Raw genomic sequence first — 23,379 nt, 5'->3', positions numbered from 1 at the left:
TTTGGTCGTTTTTAGTTCAGGCGAGCGCAATGCTCGCCTTTTTAATGGCTAATACTTGGCAACTATGGTTAAATTTAACCAAACAAATAAGTATCTGGTTTTCCGTTGATTTATCTTTATCCTGCCAACAAAATGGAAAATTTGTTGCAGCTTCTCGCTAAAATTCAACAGCTTTCACCCTTATCGTTATTTGAAGGTGAAACAATCGTTGTTCAAAACCCCGGTATGCAGCACTGGCTCAATATGTCGCTAGCGCAGAGCCGTGGTATTAGCATGAATATAGATTTTGCTTTACCTGCTCAATTTTTATGGCAACTGGTGAGAACACTAGCTAGTGGCAATCAAGTACCACAGCAATCGGCGTATTCTAGAGAAGTGTTGAGTTGGCGGATATTTAAATTACTCAATCAAGCGTCAGTGCTTGACGATGATGATTTCGTGCAACCAACCGCGTATTGGCAGTCTGCCGCCAGTGAGCAACAAGCTGAAGACAAACGCTATCAACTTGCTTGTCAATTGGCCGATTTATACGAGCAGTACTTGGTTTTTCGTCCAGATTGGTTACACAACTGGTATTTAGGGCAAACGTCGGTTAATTCTTATGAAAATGGTGAGAGCACTTATCAAAACACTGAACAATCAGTGACGCTCGGTGAATTAAGTCGATGGCAGGCAAAGCTTTGGCAGCTCCTTCAGGCACAGCAAAGCTATGACCCTATTGCGATTATTGAACAAGCAAAAGATAACTTAACCACGATGCCAAAGTGCCGTGAGTTATTGCCAAAGCGAATGTCGTTTTTTGGCATTAATGCCATGGCGCCAATGTGGCTAGAGCTGCTTGAAACAATTAGTGAGCATAGCCAAGTACACTTTTTTCACCTCAACCCTTGCTGTGATTATTGGGGCGATATCGTTACCGAAAAACGCGCCTTTGCAACCTTGAGTAAATGGACTGGTGGCTATCAAGATATTAGCCAAAGCGTTGGCAACCCGTTCTTGGCTAACTTAGGCCAACAAGGGCGAGAATTTTTGGCCTTACTTCAAGAGTGCAGCACGTTTAATATTGATGCCTTCGACAATCTTACCGACCAGCAACAAAGCGATGACAACGGCCAGCAAAGGTCAGTGCTACATCAAATACAACAGGATATCTTAACCCTAACCGACGCTAGAGCTGAGCGGCGTCACCAGATTGATAATTCCATCGTGATTACTAGCGCTCACAGTGCACTTCGCGAAGTTCAAGGCTTGCACGATTGGTTGTTACATCAATTTAACGATGATCCTGAATTAACGCCGAAAGACGTTATTGTGATGTGCCCTCATATTGAGCATTATGCACCTTATGTCGATGCAGTATTCGCTAGAGGTTGGCAGGAGCTTTCCAATGCAGTACCGCCGTTGCCGTGCTCGATTGCGGATCGCAACTCGAAAGACTCGGATCCATTGGTAGCAGCATTTTTAGAATTGTTGACCTTGCCCGACAGCCGTTTTCAAGTAAACCAAATTATTAGCTTTTTGCGCTTACCGGCGATGCAAGCAAAATTTGTATTGAGCTTAGCAGAGCTCGATAAGATTTCACTTTGGCTCAGCAAAGCTTGTGTGCACTGGGGTTTAAATCAAGATCACAAAGCAAATTTCGTGACTAATGGCATCGAAACCAGTGGCGATAACGAAAATAGTGTCAGTAATGCTTTTACTTGGCAGCAAGGTTTAGAACGACTGTTATTGGGTTTTGCCTACGGTGACCAAGCTGATATTTATCAACAACAATTAGTGCTGCCCGACGTTGAAGGCCAAGATGCCTTGTTGCTGGGAAAGCTAATGCTGATTTTAGAGCAGTTGCAAAACTTTAGCGCTGGCTTAGCAAAGGCGAGAACTGCAAGCCAGTGGCAGCAATATTTGCTCGAAATGCTCAGTCAGTTATTTACTGACGATGATAGCCTAGATGGCGAGGTTCGGGTAAGTCAAAGTTTATTGATGATCAACCAAGCCATTGAGCACTTAGTTGACTACTGTCAGGATGCGGAATTTGATGATGTCATATCGCTTGCAGTTGTTGTTAACTTTTTAAGTGGTCAGTTTAGTCAGCCGGATCCCGGTCGTCAGTTTATGATTGGCCAAGTTACTTTTTGTTCAATGCTACCGATGCGCAGCATTCCGTTTAAACTGATCGCGGTGTTAGGCTTAAACGATGGTGAGTTTCCGCGTCAGCGTCAACCACTGAGTTTTGATTTAATGGCTAGCACACCTGCGCGAATCGGCGATCGTTCTAGGCGTGGTGATGATAGATATCTGTTTTTAGAAGCAATCATTTCAGCGCGCAAATCTTTGTATTTGAGCTACCAAGGACGCAGTATTAAAACCAATACCGAAAAACAGCCGTCACTGGTGCTTAAAGAGTTATTGGAATATTTAACTTACGGCTATGGCTGGTGTTTTGATAGCAGCCTTGAGCAGGGTGGAAGCCTAACTCAGCTCAGACAATTACCGATGCAAGCCTACAGTGAAAGTAATTATATTCCTGTTGCGGCTGATCATAGCGGGATAATTAATACCGACAAAAGCCTGCTGGTAACACGCGATTATCTCGGCAGTTGTCATTACCCAAGCTTTGATGCCAATTGGTTGGCACTGGGACAAACTAAAGAGAGCAATTGGCAACGACCTAATTTGGCTGATTATGTCAATCAATCGAGCGCCATCGATACTTTTGAGCAAGGTGGTAATACTCCAGTTGATAATCAAGCGGTGACAAATATTGAACTGTCGTTAAATCAACTTATTGCTTTTTTTCAACATCCGTCGAGAGCGTTTGCTAGAGCCCAGCTGCAACTAAACTTAGCAATTGAAGGCACTGAACTTAGTGATGATGAACCGTTTGGTTTTGAACCATTGGCAAGTTATCAAACGCGGCTTGGTTTTGTTGAAGAAGCCTTAACAAGAGAGTTAGAGCAAGAGTTAGGTGCTCCAACTAATGACGTTGCATGTGCGGTTTCTGGCCATAGGTTAATTGACCACGCATTACTTAGCGGCGTGTTTCCAGATAGCCCCAACACCGAACAAGTGTTAACAAGTTGGCAGGATGACAGCCAGCTATTTGCCCAATTAATTACAGAGCAGGAAGTTAACGCCACAGAAACCTTGCACTTTTCACTGCCGGTGTCTCTTAAACTCAATATCAGTGAGGAAAGTGCAGAACACGGCGAGCTAGCAGCAGATAGCGGGCAGGCGTTTCACATCCTTCTAGAGTGTAAAATCCCTATTAACACGGCGAGTAATCAGACCGTTCACAGTCGTAGTAGTAGCGCTAAAATAAAAGACATGATGATTTTATATTGTCAGCAGTTAGCGGTTAGTTGTGTAAATCGGCTAAGTCAGCAAAACAGCGTTAAGCTCGATCATGATGTCGCGGAAAAATTGAAACAAATTAGTGGCACAACCGGCCTTTATTTTGATACCAAGAGTCAGCGACCCGTAAAATATACGGTTAATGAGCAAAGCTTGCTTAACCAAGCTACAAGTAGTGACGATAATAGTCAGCCAGATATCGACAATAGCGCGTCTAGCTGCGTGTTAGAACTGCTAAAAACTTGGCTGAAATATTATGTTATTGGTCAGTACCAACCGCTATTACTAAATGCCAACCTTGGGCAAAAAGTACTAACCAGCAAAAGTTTTGAACAAGCAGATTGTCAACATTATTGGCAAGATGACGGCGGTTTTGCAGGCATGCCAGCTAATGCGCCTAAAGATGATCCTTACCTAAACTATTTTTGGCCACAATGCCCTGAGTTAAGTGAGTTCCAAGCGCCGTTAACTGAGCTCTATCAACCATTATTAACCTCGTTAGAGAAGCAAAACTTAACCTTTAGCCGTGAGCGAGCTGGAGGTCAACCATGATAGCATCAGCACTTTCAGCGCAGCAATTAGTCGCCCAAGATATTCCGCTCACCGGCAGTCACTTGATTGAGGCCAGCGCAGGAACCGGCAAAACTTACAACATTACGCGATTATATTTGCGCTTACTGTTAGAGCGTGAATTAACCGTTGAACAAATTTTGGTGATGACCTTCACCAATGATGCCACGGAAGAGTTACGCGGTCGAATTGACAGTACCATCCGCGAAGTCTTGCTCAATTGGTCCAAGCTTAGCCAAGAAGATTCGTTTTTTATTGCCATCGCCGAGCGGGTCGACACCGACAAAGTTCATATTCTATTAAAGCAAGCCCTGGTTAATATTGACCAAGCGGCAATTTTCACCATACATGGCTTTTGCAAACGAGTACTTTCTCAATACGCATTTCAATCAAGTTTACCGTTTGACGTTAATTTGGAAAGCGATTGTCCGGAGTTGCTTGTTGCAGGCTGCCAAGATTGGTATCGCTTAATCGCTAAACAGGCAGTAGATGATTTTCTCGCCTTAATCGAGTTTTGGCCAACGCCAGAAAGCTTCTTACAACACTTTGGCAAAGCGATTAATAAACACGCGGTGCTGTCGGTAAAAAGTGTTGACGTTGTTAAACAGGAGTTTACTCACTTAATAGCGGCGTGCTCGGCAGATTTAGCCGCTTACGACGCACTATTGACTGAGGCCTTGATTGACAGCAAGAAGGGCGCGGATCGCGATAAAAGAAAGCAAGAACTAGAAAATCTCAAGTTGTGGTTGTCTGATTGTGGTTCGAACATCGATTTACTCAGTACTAGCGCAATGCCCGATGCTTTTGTCGATGGTCGTCGTTACAGTCGCTCGAAATACAAAGCTGAACTTGTTGAAGCCTTTAACCATCTGAATCAGCTAAAAAAAATTGCCAAGAGTTATGATAGCAGTATTGCTAAAGCCAGTGCGTTCGCGATTGTTGTTAAAGGTATTGAGCAAATAAGACAGAGTGTAAAACAAGCTAAGCAGAGCCAAAGTCGTTTAGACTTTGATGACTTGATTAGTTTATTGGCAGAGCAAGTTACTATTGATAGCCAATTGGCAGATATGCTGGCAAGCCAATACCCAGTCGCCTTAGTTGATGAATTTCAAGATACTGACCAACAGCAATTTGATATTTTATCGGCGCTGTATTTGCGCAATTTCAAGCAAGCCGAGTTAGCGCAAGTACAGTCGCCGCTGTCAAAGTCAGATAATGCATTGTTTATGATTGGCGATCCTAAACAAGCCATTTACGGTTTTCGCGGTGGTGATGTATTCACCTACTTGGCAGCACGTGATCAATGCCAATACCAGTGGCTGATGGACACCAACTGGCGTTCAACGGCTCAGATGATTGCTGGTTACAACCGTTTGTTTTACGGTCAACCATTGGGTAATCGCGATAGCGCAGTCGATGTGTTTGGCTATGGTATTGATTATCAGCCAGTAAAACCATCACCAAAAGCCCTGCTAAGCGCTGGTAACAGCGAATTTACCGACGATGGTGCTGACCATTACAAGGCGCTGCAATTTGTCGATTTTTGTCCTGAGTTGAGCGCCGCTAAATCATCGACTAAAACGACAAAAGTTAAGCAGAGCTTTCGACGCCAAATGGCGCTGTGGTGCGCTAGTGAAATTAAGCGCTTATTATCGGTTAATACTTTGCAAGCGAGCGGGCAGCACCAAGAAAAAGTCCAAGCAAAAGACATTGCAATTTTAGTGCGTGATGGTGGCGAAGCTGCACAAATTAGCCAAGCGTTGAGCGATTACGACTTGGCGAGTGTGTATTTGAGTAACAAAAGTAATTTGTATCATAGCAGTGAAGCCAAATTACTGTGGCAAATTTTATCAGGCATTTGGTTTGTTGAGCGCGATAGCTTGTTTACCGCGGCATTGGCAAATCAGTTACTTGGCTTTGACGGCGAAAAACTCTATCAATTGCAACAAGATGAACTGGCGTGGCAACGGAAAAAATTCGCTTTTATTGATTTGCGCAGCCATTGGCAGCAAAAGGGCTTTATCAGCATGGCGCTAAGCCTTATGCATGAGCACTTTAACGTTCAACAGCACGGTAAAGATCGCACCTTAACTAATATCTTGCACTTGTTTGAACTGTTACAAGCCGCCAGCCAGCGATATCGCCAACCACAAGAGCTGCTCTATTGGTTTGAACAGCAAATTAACGCCACCGTTGCCGACCGAGAAACTGAACTCAGGCTGGAAAGTGATGCCAACCTAATTAAAATTGTTACGCAACACGGTTCAAAGGGCTTGGAATATCCGGTGGTTTTCGTGCCATTTGCCACCAGGCACAAAGATCCGACTCGAATTGGCAATCGCTTGCTAAACTATCTTGAGTATCATGATTCAGACGGTAAACTCAAGGTCTGTTTAGATGGCGACACTAACGCCCGTCAGCTGATGAGTGCAGAGGCTTACGCCGAATCTATTCGCCTGTTATATGTTGCAATTACACGCGCAGAAAAGCGTTGTTATATTCTTACTGCCGATTTTGACCAAGCAGAGTTATCACCACTAGGGCAAACCCTGAACTGGCAACCAGGTACCGATATCAGTGTCAGTTTACAAAATCTTGCTGCCGAGCAAAGTGATGCCATTGGCTACTGTAAAATTGACCAAATAGCGCTAGATAATCTGACTGAAACTCATGCTGCGTCTAAGCTTCAAACAGGTGAATTAGTTGCGCAATCTTCTGATTCGGCACAGTATTATCAAGTCGCGCAATTTACCGGACACATTGAGCGCGATTGGTGGTTGAGCTCGTTCTCAGCATTAACTCGACATGTTAGCCACAGCGGTGTCTCTAATCCAGATCGCGACAGTGAGAGTATCTTAATCGAATTACAGCAAAATCCAGAGAGCCAGCAGCTGAGGTTTGAGCTTGCTAAAGGGGCACCAACCGGTAATTTGTTGCACGGTATTTTGGAACATTGTCGATTTGACCAACCTGATTGGCAAGACGTTATCACTAAACCATTACAGCGTTTTGGTGAACTGCCTGCGGGCTTTGAACAAACCGACTTAGTTGCTTGGTTAACACAAGTGTTATCGGCACCATTAGTTATATCAGTTAATGACAAAGCACCTGATGGCGAAATTAGTCAAGAGTCAAAGCTAGATTCAACACACGCTCAAAACCTGCCAACAAAACACATTTCAAGTTTTTCACTGGCTGATCTCAAACCAGCTAAAACCTTGCGTGAAAGCGAGTTTTACTTTCCTATGGTTGAGGCGCAAATGGCAGATTTAGCTCACCTGTTGGCTAAGCATCGGGGCTGCAAGGTTGAACAAATCAAGTTGCCGTTTTATCGCCAGCTCAAGGGGATGATGCACGGCTTTATTGACTTAGTATTTGAGACAAATGGCAAATACTATGTTTGTGATTATAAATCGAGTCACTTGGGCGATGACTATCACAGTTACATGCCAGAGCAATTAAGCCAGCACATTGAATCAAATTATTACGATTTACAGTATTTGATTTATAGCTTGGCGCTACATCGTCAGCTTTCATTAACGCTGGAAGACTACCAGCCATCTCGAGATTTTGGCGGCGTTTACTATTTGTATTTACGCGGTATGAATAAAACTGAACTCGGATCTGGAGTTTATTATCGAGCAATTGAGCCAAGCGAACTTATACAGCTGGATAAGCTTTTTAGTGCTGGTCATGATAACGCTTCGGAGGAGTTACTGTGAGCAACAATATCAGTGTCAACCAGCACGATAATATTGATATAGAACTACCTTATAACAGCTATCATCAGGCGCAAAATGTTTTGGCAGAAGTGCTTCCGGTAGATTACTTTTTGGCAAAGCACCTTACCACTGCATTATTCAGTAAGAGCCGCCAAGAGAGCGCCACCCAAAACGCACTTAATTTGTCCCCTAGTGATAAAAAGTCGGTCGCTGATTTTTTTCATATTATCCTATTACTAAGCCAATCACTCCGAGCAGGTCATACTTGTTTGCCGTTAGTTACATTTGCTGGAAGGCTTACTTTTACTAGTGTCAATGAAGATGGCATAATTGATAGGGTTGGTTACGTGTTACCAAATATTGAGCAGTTAGCTGTGTTATTTGAGCGTTTATCGCTCAACGCCAGCGAACGTCAGCCGGTTGTTTATGCTAATAAGAGTTTGTACTTAAAACGTTACTACGACTTTGAACAAGAGCTCGGCAATTTACTGGCTGAGCGCTTAACAGGTGATAACACTCAAATAGATGAACAAACACTTGCCATCGCAAAAACGGTTATCGCTGACTTGTTTCCGGAGGTTACGGCTGCCAAAGTAGACTGGCAAAAGCTTGCGGTTGCTAATGCGCTAATGAAGCGTTTTAGCATTATTGCTGGTGGGCCAGGTACAGGTAAAACCTATACGGTCAGTAAATTACTGGCGGCTATTGTCCAGTTAAATCGAAAATTAAATCAAAGGTTTAATCGCGATCGCGACTGCAACATAGCTTTAGTTGCGCCAACGGGTAAAGCGGCGCAACGATTAACTGAATCAATTGTGCATGCGTTGTCGCAGTTTACCGAATTGATTCCAAAGTCGATCCTAGAGGCAATTCCAACCGAAGCACAAACCATTCACCGTTTGCTAGGCGTGATACCGAATCAATTAGAATTTCGTCATCATCAAGATAACCCATTGAACTTAGACGTTTTGTTAATTGATGAAGTCTCTATGGTTGATCTGCCCTTAATGACCCGCTTGTTCCGGGCTTTGCCAAGCCACTGCCAAGTGATATTACTCGGTGATGCCGACCAATTGCCATCAGTGGCAGTCGGTAACGTGCTGTCGGCGTTAGCACCAAGGCCGCTAATTGGTTACAGCAAAGACAATATCGAGCGGTTAAAACAGCTGTTACCTGAATTTAGCACCAAGGCAACAGGCTTAAAAAAAGTTAACAACAAGCGCTACGATCATTTGTCATTACTGGTTGAAAGCAGACGTTTTGCTGGAGATGGCGGCATCGGTAAGATCGCCAAAGCAGTGATTGCCAGTGATGTTAACACTAGCTGGCAGTTGCTCAGTCAAGCTCCAGAAAATGACGAATTGAGTTTGTTACCGCAAACAATTGAAATTTGGCTGCCGGAATTGGTTAAGCAATACTATCAACCAATATTTACTGCCGAAACTGCTGCTGAAGCATTCACTGCCTTGAGTAAATTTCGAATACTAGCGGCGACGCGCCAAGGAACTTATGGCGTTGATGCGCTTAACCATGCGGTTGAGCAGATATTAGAGGCGCAACATGCTATTAATACTATGGTAAGTGGCAAAACCGGCGGCAAGCCTTTATACCACGGCCAACCAATAATGATCACCGAGAACAACTATCAACTCGGTTTGTACAATGGTGATATCGGCTTGCTCTGGCGTAATCAGGACAACGAGTTAATGGCTCTATTTGAGCAGCAAAGCGAAAGTGGACAAATGGCTTATAAGCAACTGGTACCATCTCGATTACCGGCTTTTGAAACGGTTTATGCGATGACGATTCACAAAACTCAAGGCAGTGAATTTGACCACGTTGCCATGGTGTTACCCGACTATGCCGATAATCCGCTGTTATCAAGAGAGCTGTTATACACGGGCATCACCCGTGCTAAGCAAAAGCTCAGTATTTGTAGCTTGGCCAATGTTTGGTCGCGCGCCGTTGAAACCAATAGTGAGCGCTATGGTCATTTGGCAAACGCCGTTTTTGACTAGGGTGCATTGATTTTAAACTTTAACTTAATCAAAGAGAAAACCTGTAAATGAAATTGACTGATATTGACAAGAGCCAATACCGCGAGCGATTAAATCGCATTATTATTGCCTTTGTTATTGGCTTTGCGGCCTTAGCCGTGACATTTGGTAGTGGCTTAATCGCGGTTTTTTCTGACGGTGAGGGCAGTAACTTCCGCTTTAATTTATTGGGGGTGATATTAGCCTTAGTTGCGATGATGGCGATTCTGCATAGTTTGCGTACTAAGCCTTATTTTCAAGAGGTTGCGCTGGTTTTTGATACTAAGCAAGGACTCAATAAAATATATCGCAAACTCAATAAGATAAAAGCAAAAGCGAAACAAGGTGATGTTGATGCCTTACTGCTGTTAGATTATTATTATCGCAGTTACAAAGTCATTTACCACCTAGATGACAACACCATTACCATGGCATCGTTTGAACGGGATCATCAAGCAGTCCTCGAATGGGCTGAGCAGTTCAATCTATCGTTTGAGCAAGAACATCAGACGCCAGATTTAACCTTGGTTGATAAGTTTTGATTTTACTTTCTTTTTTAAATTGCTGTGCTAAATTGGAATTCGCTGAGCGAAAAATAATCGATTTATTATCGAGCGTAGTACGATAAAAATATTGTATTAAGACTATGAATTTTTTGTTTTTTTCTACTAGAGTTAAAAAGTAGAAAGTATGAAAAAAGCAGCTAGTGGAATATCGGTAAGTGTTTTACTGGTGATTGCTTGAATTGTTGTGTGCGCAGTTTATTTATAAGGGCATTGCTATGGAATCAGTACAAGTAAAAGAATACATGAACCATTACCCTGTGATTTTTACGCCGGAAATGGCCGTAGAAAAAGCATCTTCTCAATTATTGAAAACCCAACAACGCGGCGGTCCAGTTGTTGATGACAATAATCAGTTAATCGGTTTTTTGTCAGAAAACGATGTTTTGACCCAGTTATTAGAATCGACCTTTTATAACCAACATACCGCCAATGTTGCTGATTTAATGCACAAAGAGGTTTTATCGGTAAAACCTTATGATTCAATTGTTGAAGTTGCCCAACGTATGGTGCAAAACAAACCAAAAATATATCCAGTGGTCGACGATGATGGCAATTTACTAGGTACCATCAGTCGAACCGATGTCTTGGCTGCAATTGATTTCCATTATCGGAAAAACTTCAAAAGAAACTAATTTTTAGCAATATTTTTTGCGCTTGATCAAAGTAAAAAATAAAGACTGAGATTAAGACGAGAATAGAGCGAAAAGGTGTTTTAAAAACTGCGACATATTGTCGCAGTTTTCGTTTTTATCTTTGTCAATAAGCACTTAGCTAGTGACAATAGACCTATTCAGTTTTTGTATTAAAGCAGTTTGTAATAGGCTATTTATGTTACCTTGTTCCCGTGTTCGTCCGCAGAAAGTACTTTTTTTACAATCTACACTAGTCAATGCAGTACAAAACGCTATTGCGTCACTTAATTTAACTAAATCACCTAAATCTGCCAAGAGCACATTATTGTTCATGGCGATGACAGGCTTAACCCCCTTTGGTGCTTACGCCGATAACATTGCAGACAGCAGCGCAGACATAATCTCAGATAAAGCACCCGCGATTGAAGTCATTACTATTAGTCATCAACGTTTTAGTCAATCTGCGAAGCAAGCACAAATTGCCCTCGCACAAGGCAGCACCAGTGCACCAGATTTGGCAAATTGGTTACATTCAGTACCGGGAGCTAATGTCAATCGAAATGGCCCAGTAACCGGTATTGCTCAATATCGCGGCTTATTTGGCGATCGGGTCGCCACCACTATTGATGGGCATAGCATCATTGGCGCCGGCCCCAATGCCATGGATACACCGCTTAGTTATTCAACGCCGTTGATCGTTGATAGCCTAGAAGTTTACCGAGGTATTGCGCCAGTATCAGCCGCCATTGATACTTTGGGTGGAGCAATTAATGTCAATATGCGTAAAGCACAAGCTTATCAGCAAGCCAAAACACAGTTAAACGGTGATGCTCAGCTAGGGTGGCGCTCTAATAACGATGCCAAAACAGGTGCTGGTGTTGTCAATATCAGTCGTGGCGATATCGGCGCACTATTATTTGCCAATGTTCAAGAGGCCAATGATATGGAAACCGGTGATGGTCGCCGTATTCGTCCAACACAGTTCCAAAAACGCCAGTTTGGTGGCGATGTTAGAGTCGATAATGGTGATTCGGACATTGGCCTGAGCTATCACTATCTAGATACACAAGATTCTGGTACACCAGCGTTACCAATGGATATTGAATATATCTTTAGCCACAGAGTGGGTTTAGATGGTCATTTTAAACTGGCAGACTGGCAATTGAACTGGCAATTGGGCTATTTAGATGCAGATCACAAAATGACTAATTTCGCCCTGAGAACCAACAATAACCCAATGCGTCATCGCCGTAACCATGCAGAAGCAGAAACGATCGATATAAAAGTTAGTGCAGAGCAAACGTTTGACTTTGGCAGCTTAACCTTGGGTATTGACGGCTACTTTGCTGAGCACGATTCAGTCATTACCAACCCTAATAATCAGCTGTTCTTTGTCAATAATTTCAACGCGGTCGAAGATCATAGGTATGGAGTGTTTGCTGAACTAGCAACAACAATTGCCGACAGTGCGTTAAATTTTGGTATTAGAGTGAAACAGGCACAATCTGATGCCGGTGACGTAGCAACATCAATGGCGATGTTGCCAATGCCCGCGATGTTACAAAATCGTTTTAACAATGCCGATCGCAACGTCACCGAGACCGATGTCGATGTTGCCATCAATAGTGAAACAAGACTGAATAATCAAGTGTCGATAACCGCCGGTATTGGCATGAAAACTCGCGCACCATCATACCAAGAGCGTTATTTGTGGTTACCGATGGAGGCAACCGCTGGCCTTGCGGATGGCCGCACTTACATTGGCAATATACACTTGAACAGTGAAAGAGCGTATCAGTTTAACTTTGGTATCAATCTCGATAACGAGCAGTTAACACTGAGTCCACAGTTTTTTTACCAACAAATAGATGATTATATTCAAGGCACGCCGCTGGCAATGGATGAGATGGCTGCCCGTATGGTGGCGCAGGTGATGGCAGGGGATGAAAATCCGTTGCAGTTTAACAATGTTGATGCCAAATTATACGGCTTAGATGTTAATTGGCAATATCGCATTGACCAGCATTGGCAGCTGTCAGGGGTCGCCAGTTATGTGCGAGGAGAGCGCAGAGATATTGATGATCAGCTTTACCGAATCGCACCACTAAACACCCAAGTAAATATAGCTTATCAAGGCTCAGACTATACCGCGATGCTCAAGTTAGCCGCTTTTGCCAAACAAAACAAAGTCTCGACAACCAACTTAGAACAAACCAGTGCTGGCTATGGCTTAGTCAATCTAGATTTGCACTACTATTTAAGCCCGCAAATCACCCTAAAAGCGGGTGTTGATAACCTGTTAGATAAAGACTATCGCAGCCACTTAAGCGGTTACAATCGAGTTAATGGTGGTGAGATAGCACAGGGCACCAGAATCCCCGGCGAGGGCATTAGTGCTTGGTTTGAAGCGAGTTATTCATTTTAGCTCGAATTAGCTTGAAGCTTTAGAAAAGGCGTTTTCCCAAGTCCCGTTAGGCAAGACTCATGTGCCTAGCGGGATTTTTTATTGGTCTGCTGGTTAATCTGCAACAATAGTCACAAAGGTTTCTTTTGCAGTTTTCGCTGCAGGGTTCTGCGATGCATATTGAGCTGCCGTGCCGTTTCAGAAATATTGCCTTTGTTTGCTTTGAGCACTTGTTGAAGATGCTCCCATTCTACTCGCATTGGCGATAATACATTGTCATTAACGATATCGGTTGAAGCTTGAGTTGATGAATCACCAAGTAACGTGTTGATTAAGGTTTGGCTGTCAACAGGTTTGGCGAGGTAGTCATCGGCGCCTTGCTTAATTGCAGCAACCGCGGTGGCAATGCTGGCATAGCCGGTCAGTAATACAATACGGGCACTGGGCACGATTGCCCGTAACAGCGGTAATAATGTTAAACCACTACTTCGCTCGAGTTTCATGTCGAGCAATATGTAATCAGGTAACATGCCTCGGCAAGCCAAAAGAGCCTGGTCGGCATCAGCAGCGTGCTGGCAGTTAAAACCGTGCTTAGTGAGTCTGCGCATCGTGATATTGGCAAAGCTCTGATCGTCTTCAATGACCAATAGTTTGTTAGCACCATTCGCATTCATCTTTTGCTACCTGTAACTTAGTTATCTATCAGCGGAATAATGAGCTCAGCGATAGCACCGCCTTCGCTGTGATTACTTAAGGATAACTTAATGCCGAGCCGTTCAAGGCTAACATGGCTGAGCATTACCGCCATACCAAGTCCTTGTTCGCTCACGATTGGCTGTTCACCCAGCTCAGCCAACGACGCTAAATTAAAGCCGACACCAAAGTCGCGAATAGCAACATGCCAATGGCGATTTTTTATCTCACTGCTGATTTCTATCGAAGTCATCGATTTTGGATTGGCCCGCTGAGCATTTTGAATCAAGTTTAAAATTGCCGGAATTAATGATGAATCTGACGCAATCGCCGCTTGTTCTGGCAGTTTACTGTGGTTAAGCCACTCAAGCGTTAACTCAGGAAAATTAAGGGTTGTGTGCTCAGTTATTTGCTTGACTAAGTTAGAGCAGCTAAGCGGTGATATTTTTTGTTGTCTGACTTCAGTAGCCAACTGTCTAAACTGACCAAGACTTTGTTGACAGCGTTTCAATTGTTGTTGTAATTCATCGACTATCGGATCGTTGGGCTGTTGCTCGCTGAGCTCGTCAATCAAGAGCTGCACGCTCGCTATTGGTGTCGCAATTTGATGAGTCACTTGCACTGAGGCAACCCCGAGGGTTAAGAGCTTTTCTTGTCTGAGTTGTTCTTCTCTAATTTGTGCCAGGATTCGTTCTTTTTTGTTGAGGGAAAATGCCATTCTGGCGACGACTACCGAGACCACGAGTGCAGAAAACAAGAAGTTAATCCACATCCCAGTAAAGTGTTGAGACATATCAACGTGATGGCTGGCATGGTCAGGTAACATTGCCAGTAGCAAACTGTATGCGATTACGGCGGTTAACGTGACTAGGGTAATCAGTAATTTTGGCAAAGTGACAGCAGCAATGGCAATTGGCATCAGTAACAGTGAGACAAAGGCATTACTGGCACCTCCGCTAAAGTAGAGCAATAGCGATAAGAAAATAACATCCGCCATTATTTGCCCAAATAGGCTCCAATCGCCGATGGTAGTTCGTTGGTTAAAGTGTTTTAGCAAGTAGTAGCTGGATATATTAAAAATCAACTCGGCAAAGATAACCACCGCCAGTGGTGTTAGTTCAACTTGATACTGCCAAACAGTCACTGCGAGACTGATAACTAATACTTGAATCGCAATGCTGATAAAGCGCAGCAGAATAACCAGTTGAGTGTTGTTTTGCTGATTGGGGGGCAGTGCTTTTGCGCCATTGGTATTGGGCTTGATGTAGTTGAGCGCGCTCATTTGTTGTTAATCCTTTATCGACATGTTTTTATCACAGTAACCTATTCACTCTGGTTGAATGTCACCATGGTTTTCAACTACTGGCAATGGCCAGCCGCCAAGCGCTTGCCATTTGTTGACGATGTAACAGAATAGTTCGGCTGTTTTTTCAGTATCGTATAACGCCGAGTGGGCTTCACTGTTACTAAACTCGATATTAGCTGCTTGGCAAGCTTTGGCAAGTACCGTTTGGCCAAGAGCTAAACCAGATAGTGTGGTGGTATCAAAGCTGACAAACGGGTGAAAAGGGCTGCGTTTTATATTACAGCGCTCGGTGGCTGCGTTGACAAAACCTAAGTCGAAAGCGGCATTGTGAGCTACCATCACCGCCCGTTGACAGCCAGCGGCTTTCATTTTTTTGCGGATTAATTTGAAGATTTCTTTCAATGCGTGATCTTCACCAACTGCTCCGCGCAGGGGACTGAATGGGTCTCTAATCCCGATAAAATCCAGTGCTGATTGCTCTAAGTTAGCGCCGTCAAATGGCGCTACGTTAAAGTGGATTGTTTCATCGAGTGAAAACTGCCCAGTTTCCTCATCTAAACTTAAGGTACTGGCGGCAATTTCCAATAAGGCATCTGTTTGTGCGTTAAAACCTGCGGTTTCAACATCTACGACAACCGGAAAGTAACCGCGAAAGCGTTGGGCAAAAAGTGATTTTTCGTCAGATGGGCTGCAAGTTTTTGCCGAGTTTGCCGTACTAGTTGTCATATTGTCCTATTATTTTGTGCGCAAGTGTTACTTCGTTAGTGACGTGGCATTATTATACGCAAGCCAGCAAAAGATGCGAGAAGCTGTTAATGTAAAAGCGATTTTGTGTTTTTTTTTGTCGGATAATTGAGCATATTAGTCAATATGGTTGAATATTTGCAGTAGCAATTGGTTTGCTTGATAAATTACGTAGTTAATCAGTGAATTAAATCGAAAATTATTGCAATAAAAGAGTAAAGAAATTTACTGACAGGCCGATAGTAACAATATTAGAATTGTTACTTGAGCAAATTGCTTAGCCAAATAGCATTGTGGTCTGGTCGAGAAAAATATGTCGCGCTCAAGTAGAATCAGGGTTGTAATTAAGGTTGTTTATGCTTAAAAAATTAATTCCTACTGTTGCTTTGATTTTAATGGCTGGTACTAGTCAGGCCAACGTTCGTCAATATCAAGCAGATCTAACTGATTCGCAGTGGCAGCTTGCCAACAACTCCCGCTTGCAGTGCACTTTATCTCATACCATTCCCAATTACGGTGAAGCGCGTTTTTCCAGCAGCGCCAACAGGCAACTCAATATGTCGTTTGAACTCGATATGTTGCGCCTGCCAGACAATTACTCGTTGGCTGAAGTAAGATCGGTTTCTCCCAGCTGGCGTCCAGGCCACAGCGACAGAGTGCTTGCCGATATGAAACTGTATAAGCAGTTTGCTCCAAGTTTGCCGAAGAAAGTTGCATGGACCATGCTCAATGAACTTGAGCAGGGTATGAATCCAAAGTTTTATTACAACGATTGGTACGACGGCAGCAATAAAGTATCGGTTGGCTTATCGCCAGCTAAATTTAAGCGCGCTTATCGCGATTTTGTTACCTGTGTCGGTAATTTACTTAATTATAGTTTTGATGACATTTCCTATACAGTGCTCAATTACCAGTCTAACAGTGATAAGTTGACTAAAGCGTCACAAAAGCGCATGGCAATGATCACTGAGTATCTGTCATTAGATCCCAATTTAGAGTTAGTCTTGGTTGACGCCTACACCGATAGCTACGGTGGTCGTTGGCCTAACTTGAAGTTATCAGAGCGTCGCGCCGAAAAAATTAAAGACTACTTTGTTCAAAACGGTGTCGATGTTAGCCGAATTCAAGCCGAAGGCTATGGTGAACGTCGCCATATCGCGTCAAACCAAACCACGTTAGGACGCGGCAAAAACCGTAGGGTAGTGATTCGCATGGATAAACCCTAACACGGTTGTCTAAACTCTATCACTATGTTCAGTTGAATAGGCCTGTTGCTTACATTAAGCTACAGGCCTTTTTTGTGTTTACAAGTTCTTATTCTTTAAAGTCATCGCCAGCAATTGATGGCGATGTTATTGGATAAGCGGTTAATGTTTGATTTTGAAGGCTAAGCTTGAATGTTCAAACTTAACTTACTAAAACTCAAATCAAACAACAAAGCACATTCGTTTTCCCCAATAACAAGAGTTAATAATAATGAAAATATTGATTTCTCGATTACTGGTCTTGGTATGTCTCGCGCTCAGTTTTACAGCGAGCGCGCAACGTAAAGACGATTACACTTATGCAAACTACGATCAGGTGCAAATGTCACATTTGTACTTGGATTTAGCCGTCGATTTTCAACAAAAATCACTATCTGGCTTTGCCGAGCTCGATTTTGATTGGCTGGTTGAAGATATTGAGGGACAAACTGCGATTATTTTGGATACTCGCGATTTAGTGATTGATAAAGTATTGGCCAAAGCAAACAACAATCATTGGTACGCGGTATCACACAAACTGGCTAAGCGTGACCCAGTACTTGGTGCCAAGCTTGTGGTTGATCCAAAATTTCAAGCCAAAGCGTTGAGAATTTATTATCACTCAACGGCTAAAGCATCAGGTTTACAGTGGCTAACACCAGAGCAAACCGCAGGTAAACAAAAACCGTTTATGTTTAGCCAAAACCAAGCTATTCACGCCCGATCATGGATACCCATTCAAGACACGCCAGCGGTTCGCATTACCTACGATGCCAGAATTACCACGCCAACCGATGTTTTAGCGGTAATGAGCGCCAATAACGAACCTGAGACAGAGCGTGATGGCGATTACTACTTCACCATGCCACAAAAGATTCCACCTTACTTGATTGCAATTGGTGTTGGCGATCTAGAGTTTGCCGCGATGAGTGATATCACAGGTATCTACGCTGAGCCAAGCGTGTTGGCGTCAGCCGTTGCAGAGTTTGACGATACACAAGCGATGATCGACGCAACAGAAAAGTTGTTTGGCGAATATCGCTGGGGACGTTACGACTTGTTAATTTTGCCACCTAGCTTTCCGTTCGGTGGCATGGAAAACCCGCGTTTGTCATTTATTACCCCGACAGTCATTGCTGGCGACAAGAGTTTAGTGAATTTAGTTGCCCACGAGCTTGCTCATTCTTGGTCGGGTAATTTGGTCACTAATGAATCGTGGCGCGACCTTTGGTTAAATGAAGGTTTCACCAGTTATGTTGAAAACCGCATTATGGAAGAAGTATTTGGCCGCGATCGCGCATTGATGGAGCAAGCACTAGACGCGCAGGGCTTGAGTTTTGCCATTGCCGAAATGGCACCTGAAGATACCGAGCTCTACTTAGACTTGGCGGGTCGCGATCCAGACGATGCATTTTCAAGTGTGCCATACACTAAAGGTCAGTTGTTTTTAATCTATCTAGAGCAACAATTTGGTCGTGATAAGTTCGATAAGTTCATTCGTCAATATTTCGATAGCCATGCTTTTGAAAGTCTTGGTACCGAGAGCTTTGTTGATTATGTTAAGGCCAATTTAATCAACAAATACCCGAATATTGTCAGTGAGCAACAGCTAAACGAATGGTTGTTTGAGCAAGGCTTACCGAGTTTTGTGCCTCGACCTAAATCAAATGCCTTTGAGCTGGTTGATGGTCAAATTCAAGCGTTTATTGGTGGTAGTCAAACAGCACAGCAGCTCAATACCAATATTTGGACGGTACACCAGTGGTTGCACTTTATTAATAACTTGCCACTAGACTTAACTGAGCAACAAATGTCGGCTTTAGACAATGCTTACGGCTTCACTAATACTGCGAATGCCGAGCTTGCCCACGCATGGTATTTATTGTCACTGCGCACTGGTTATCAAGCTATTTATCCAGCAATGGAACGCTATTTAGTGACTATTGGACGCCGTAAGTTAATTGTCCCTTTGTATCGAAAGTTAGCGGAAACAGAGCAGGGTAAGGCATGGGCGGCTAAGGTATACCTAAAAGCTCGTCCGGGTTATCACCCATTAGCACAAGGTACTGTTGATAGTATTTTGCGTTAGAACGATAGCTATAACTCATTGTTGATAGCAATATAAAAAAGCCCGTTTAGCATGCCAAACGGGCTTTTTTGTGACTAAGTTGTAATTAGTTTACTATCTTATTGATTGAGAGCATCTTGCAATGCCGCTAAACACAGCGCGACATTTTCTTTGCGAGCTGCGTGACCCATTAAGCCAATGCGCCATGCTTTACCAGCAAAATCACCTAAACCAGCGCCAATCTCTAAGTTGTACTCGTTTAGTAAGAAGCTGCGAATTTTACCGTCGTCGATGCCTTCGGGAATATAAACCGCATTTAACTGCGCTAGTCGCTCTTGCTCTGGCACAATGAAATCCAAACCGAGCGCTTGTAAGCCGTTAGCTAACTCATTGTGCATATTTTGGTGGCGTTGCCAGCATTGCTCTAAGCCTTCTTCTTGCAGCATAACCAGTGATTCATGCAGCGCGTATAGCGAGTTTACAGGCGCTGTATGATGGTAAGCACGCTTACCTTGACCAGACCAGTAGCCCATCACTAAAGATTGATCTAAAAACCAGCTTTGAATTGGCGCGCCGCGACTTGTTATTACCTCTGCCGCGCGTTCGCTGAAGCTAACCGGTGATATGCCGGGAACACACGACAAACACTTTTGGCTACCAGAATAAATAGCATCAATTTGCCATTCATCAACTCTTAGTTCACTGCCACCCAGTGAAGTTACTGCATCAACAATTGTTAAACAGTCGTGCTCCTTGGCTAATGCGCCAAGCGTTTTCGCATCTGAACGAGCTCCTGTAGAGGTCTCGGCGTGAACAAAAGCTAAAAACTTTGCATCAGGATTCGATTTAAGGGCGTCTTCAACTTTTTGTACCTCAACGGCGCGTCCCCACGGCGATTCGATAATGACTGGTGTTGCACCGATGCGTTTGATGTTTTCTAACATGCGCATACCAAAAACACCGTTGATACAAACGATCACTTTATCGCCAGGTTCAACCAAATTGACGAAGCAGGCTTCCATACCAGCTGACCCCGGTGCTGACAGTGCAATAGTGTGAGCATTTTCAGTCTGAAAAGCATACTGCAGCATACTTTTTACTTCATCCATCATGTCGATAAATAGTGGATCAAGGTGGCCAATTGTCGGCCTTGCCAGCGCCGATAATACACGCGCACTAACATCTGAAGGGCCCGGTCCCATAAGTGTCCGCTGTGTCGGGATAAATGAAGTAATAGTCATATTTTATTTCTCTAAATTTTATGTAAAGGCCAATTTGCATCAGCTTATCACGCAGGTATATTACCACTATAATTAATCGGGTTAATAGGCTCAATAAGCGGCTGTTATGGCTGACTTTTGTTAGTAATAACGGTAAGGTGTGGACTAGGTGCTTATTTGGTGTTTTTCTTTTCACCACGTTTATTATTGAGCACTGCTTTTAGGTAATATAACAATGAATAAGCTAATTGTAACTGATGTCTTTGGCCATAATTCAGCGCTTGAAAACTTGATAAATAGCCTTGATGGCGATATCGATGTTGTTTCTCCATACACTACAGAGCAAAGCTTTGACGATGATAATGACGCCTACCAGTATTTCACCAAACATCTCGGTTTTGAGGGCTATTGTCAAATGCTGTCGCACAAGCTCAAAAGCTATCGAGGAGAATCGGTATCAATACTCGGGTTTAGTGTTGGCGCGGCGGCACTTTGGTGGTTTGCTGGCCAAGAAGTGAGCAAAAACCTTTCTATTACTGGCGGGCTTGGCTTCTATGGTAATCAAATTAGGCATTTCACCGAATTGACTCCTAACTTTCCAATGACCTTAATTGTGCCTAAATTTGAGCCTCATTTTTCGGTAAATCAACTCAAAACTGATTTGGCAGGCAAAGCACAGTTAACTGTTGAAAGTTGTGACTACTTGCACGGTTTTATCAATTCTAAATCAGTCAACTTCAATCAAACTGGCTACCAAGCTTATCTCAACCGTTTGGCATTGTTGTCGAGAGACCAATGCTTTAGTGAAAGCTCAACCGTTGTTGAGTAATGGTTTTTCATCTAGAGTTAAATATGATCAACGGCTGTGTAAAGGCTAGTGAGCGATGAGAGAATTATTGATGAATAAAACAATAAAAATGCTAGGTGTAATTGTTGCATTGAGTTTGTTTGGCGGCTGTGCGTCAATGGGTGAAGGCAGTAATGCTGATAAAAGGCAAAATATCTTACAGATGAAAGAACAAGTGTTAACAGAATTGTTCAAACAAAAGCCTGATACTCGTGCACAGCTGAATTCAGCACCCGGCTATGCCGTATTTAGTAACGCGAATATTAATCTCATTTTTATTGCCGCCGGCACCGGCTACGGCGTAGTAAAAGATATGAAAACCAAGCAGCACACTTATATGAATATGGCGGAAGGTGGTATTGGTTTGGGCTTAGGCGCGAAAGATTATCGCATTGTTATGGTTTTTCACTCTACACAGGCAATGAATAATTTTATTGAAAAGGGTTGGACCTTTGGTGGCAACGCTGATGCCGCTGCTAAAGCTGCAGATAAAGGTGGTTCAGTAGAAGGTGAAGCCTATTATGGTGATGTCACCGTCTATACCTTTACTGAGAGTGGCTTGGCATTACAAGCCACAGTAAAAGGAACAAAATTCTGGCGAGATCCTGCGCTAAATTAATTCCTTCTGGCATTGTTTTACCTCAGCCTTGAGTTTTGGGCGCGGCAATCATTTTGTTGAAAGATATCAGTGCGACAACGAATAACACCATAGGGTAAAACGAATAACCGATCACTTCAATCGGCGATATTGTCATGGTCGCACCTAGTAACAGTGCTTGTGCGCCATAGGGAATTAGCCCCTGGTTAATACAGGCGAATATATCTAATAAACTGGCCGATTGAGCCGGGGTTAATTTGGCGTCATCGGCTAAGTTTTTTGCCGTGTCGCCACTAATAATAATAGATACCGTGTTGTTGGCAGTAAAAAAGTTGGCGCAAAAGGCAAGCGCAGCAATACCTAAACTATTAGAAGTTTTAGTATTCTTGCTAAAACGTTGAGCGATTGATTCAATAGTATTGGTTAACGCAGTTAAACCTCCTTGGCGTTTAACCAACTCACTTAAACCGCCAATTAGCAATGACAATATGAAAATGTCCTGCATATTAGCAAAGCCTTGGTTGATGTCTCCAACCCAGCGGCTCAATTGATAGTCTTGTTGAATAAAGCCAATAGCGGCGGCCAACACAATGCCCGTAAGTAACACAATAAAAACGTTAACACCTGCAAGGGCCAGCACCAAAATGGTGATGTAAGGTATTAATCCCAACCACGCAACACTATTGGTTGTTTGTGAACTAGCACCCGGCTCAGTTAGCAGGGCAAATAGTACCAAGCAAATCAGTGCCGCAGGTAATGCGATTTTAAAATTCGCCTTAAACTTGTCGCGCATTTGTGCACCTTGGCTGCGTGTTGCGGCAATTGTGGTATCCGAAATAATTGATAAATTGTCACCGAAAATAGCCCCTGACAACAAACAGCCCGCTACCAAGCCAGCGTTAAGGTCAGCGCTTTGCGAAAAGCCTAAGGCAATTGGTGCTATCGCTGCGATTGTTCCCATTGATGTCCCCATCGCAGTCGCAATAAAGGCTGACACTAAAAATAAACCCGGTAATAACAAATAATCTGGAAAAAGCGATAAACCAAGCGCCACGCTCGCATCTACACTACCAGTTGCTTTTGCAACACTGGCAAAGGCGCCAGCTAACAGGTAAATCAAGCACATAGTGATGATATTCGGGTGACCAGCGCCTTGAATAAATTGGCCAACTTGTTTCTCAATTGGCGCTTTGCCAATTAACACGGCGAGTAAAATTGCTGGAATAATGGCGATACTGGCGGGCAATTGGTAGAAGGCAAACTCAACACCTTGCAAGCTCAGTACGATTCCTGTGCCTAGGAATAGCGCTAAAAATAGAGCAAAGGGTAAAAGGCTGATAAAAGAAGTACTAGATCGAGCTTGGGTCATGTATATATT

Annotated in this window: 15 protein-coding genes; 10 read left to right on the top strand and 5 right to left on the bottom strand. The window is 43.4% G+C overall.

The features are described from left to right. Positions 1-105 precede the first annotated feature (105 nt). From recC to J7384_RS09845, 6 genes are all read left to right on the top strand, one after another. Entirely contained in the window at positions 106-3,903 is a 3,798-nt protein-coding gene (gene recC, locus J7384_RS09870; RefSeq protein WP_280636347.1) for an exodeoxyribonuclease V subunit gamma, read from the top strand. Continuing rightward, entirely contained in the window at positions 3,900-7,643 is a 3,744-nt protein-coding gene (recB, locus tag J7384_RS09865) for an exodeoxyribonuclease V subunit beta (RefSeq protein ID WP_209113533.1), read from the top strand. Before recC ends, recB begins: the two co-directional genes overlap by 4 nt. Continuing rightward, a complete protein-coding gene (gene recD / locus J7384_RS09860; protein ID WP_209113531.1) occupies positions 7,640-9,661 on the top strand; it encodes an exodeoxyribonuclease V subunit alpha in 2,022 nt (673 codons plus the stop codon). Before recB ends, recD begins: the two co-directional genes overlap by 4 nt. Before the next feature lie 47 nt (positions 9,662-9,708). Beyond that, entirely contained in the window at positions 9,709-10,221 is a 513-nt protein-coding gene (locus tag J7384_RS09855) for a DUF3087 family protein (RefSeq protein ID WP_209113529.1), read from the top strand. Between the two features lie 239 nt (positions 10,222-10,460). Next, positions 10,461-10,877, top strand: a complete 417-nt coding sequence (locus J7384_RS09850) for a CBS domain-containing protein (protein ID WP_209113527.1) — start codon at positions 10,461-10,463, stop codon at positions 10,875-10,877. Between the two features lie 196 nt (positions 10,878-11,073). Further along, positions 11,074-13,302 (top strand): TonB-dependent receptor, encoded by a 2,229-nt coding sequence (locus J7384_RS09845; protein ID WP_209113525.1) that lies wholly within the window; start codon positions 11,074-11,076, stop codon positions 13,300-13,302. A gap of 110 nt (positions 13,303-13,412) precedes the next feature. On the opposite strand, the gene J7384_RS09840 is transcribed toward J7384_RS09845, so the two are convergent. From J7384_RS09840 to rnt, 3 genes are read right to left on the bottom strand one after another with little or no spacing between them, the layout of a single operon-like run. Further along, complete coding sequence (locus J7384_RS09840) at positions 13,413-13,955, bottom strand: response regulator (protein WP_209113523.1); 543 nt, start codon at positions 13,953-13,955, stop codon at positions 13,413-13,415. 17 nt (positions 13,956-13,972) lie between these two features. After that, a complete protein-coding gene (locus tag J7384_RS09835) occupies positions 13,973-15,256 on the bottom strand; it encodes a HAMP domain-containing histidine kinase (protein ID WP_209113521.1) in 1,284 nt (427 codons plus the stop codon). Between the two features lie 45 nt (positions 15,257-15,301). Continuing rightward, positions 15,302-16,006 carry a ribonuclease T gene (gene rnt / locus J7384_RS09830; protein ID WP_209113519.1) on the bottom strand — a complete coding sequence of 235 codons (705 nt, stop codon included), beginning with the start codon at positions 16,004-16,006 and terminating at the stop codon, positions 15,302-15,304. Between the two features lie 374 nt (positions 16,007-16,380). Between rnt and J7384_RS09825 the strand changes: the two genes are divergently transcribed. Then, the gene (locus tag J7384_RS09825; protein ID WP_209113517.1) at positions 16,381-17,250 is read left to right on the top strand and encodes an OmpA family protein; all 870 of its coding nucleotides are present in this window, start codon (positions 16,381-16,383) and stop codon (positions 17,248-17,250) included. Positions 17,251-17,500: 250 nt separating this feature from the next. After that, positions 17,501-19,357, top strand: a complete 1,857-nt coding sequence (locus J7384_RS09820; protein ID WP_209113515.1) for a M1 family metallopeptidase — start codon at positions 17,501-17,503, stop codon at positions 19,355-19,357. A gap of 98 nt (positions 19,358-19,455) precedes the next feature. Here J7384_RS09820 and J7384_RS09815 read toward each other — a convergent pair whose 3' ends face one another. Further along, a complete protein-coding gene (locus J7384_RS09815) occupies positions 19,456-20,577 on the bottom strand; it encodes an alanine--glyoxylate aminotransferase family protein (RefSeq protein ID WP_247741724.1) in 1,122 nt (373 codons plus the stop codon). A 214-nt stretch (positions 20,578-20,791) separates the two neighbouring features. Between J7384_RS09815 and J7384_RS09810 the strand changes: the two genes are divergently transcribed. Next, the gene (locus J7384_RS09810) at positions 20,792-21,385 is read left to right on the top strand and encodes a hypothetical protein (protein ID WP_209113513.1); all 594 of its coding nucleotides are present in this window, start codon (positions 20,792-20,794) and stop codon (positions 21,383-21,385) included. Between the two features lie 70 nt (positions 21,386-21,455). After that, a complete protein-coding gene (locus tag J7384_RS09805; protein ID WP_209113511.1) occupies positions 21,456-22,022 on the top strand; it encodes a YSC84-related protein in 567 nt (188 codons plus the stop codon). 22 nt (positions 22,023-22,044) lie between these two features. Here J7384_RS09805 and J7384_RS09800 read toward each other — a convergent pair whose 3' ends face one another. Beyond that, positions 22,045-23,370 carry a Na+/H+ antiporter NhaC family protein gene (locus J7384_RS09800; protein WP_209113509.1) on the bottom strand — a complete coding sequence of 442 codons (1,326 nt, stop codon included), beginning with the start codon at positions 23,368-23,370 and terminating at the stop codon, positions 22,045-22,047. Positions 23,371-23,379: the final 9 nt, after the last annotated feature.

Source organism: Endozoicomonas sp. G2_1 (assembly GCF_017744155.1).
Taxonomy (GTDB): Bacteria; Pseudomonadota; Gammaproteobacteria; order Enterobacterales; family Alteromonadaceae; genus JAGHQT01.
This window is presented reverse-complemented; position numbering and strand designations above follow the sequence as displayed.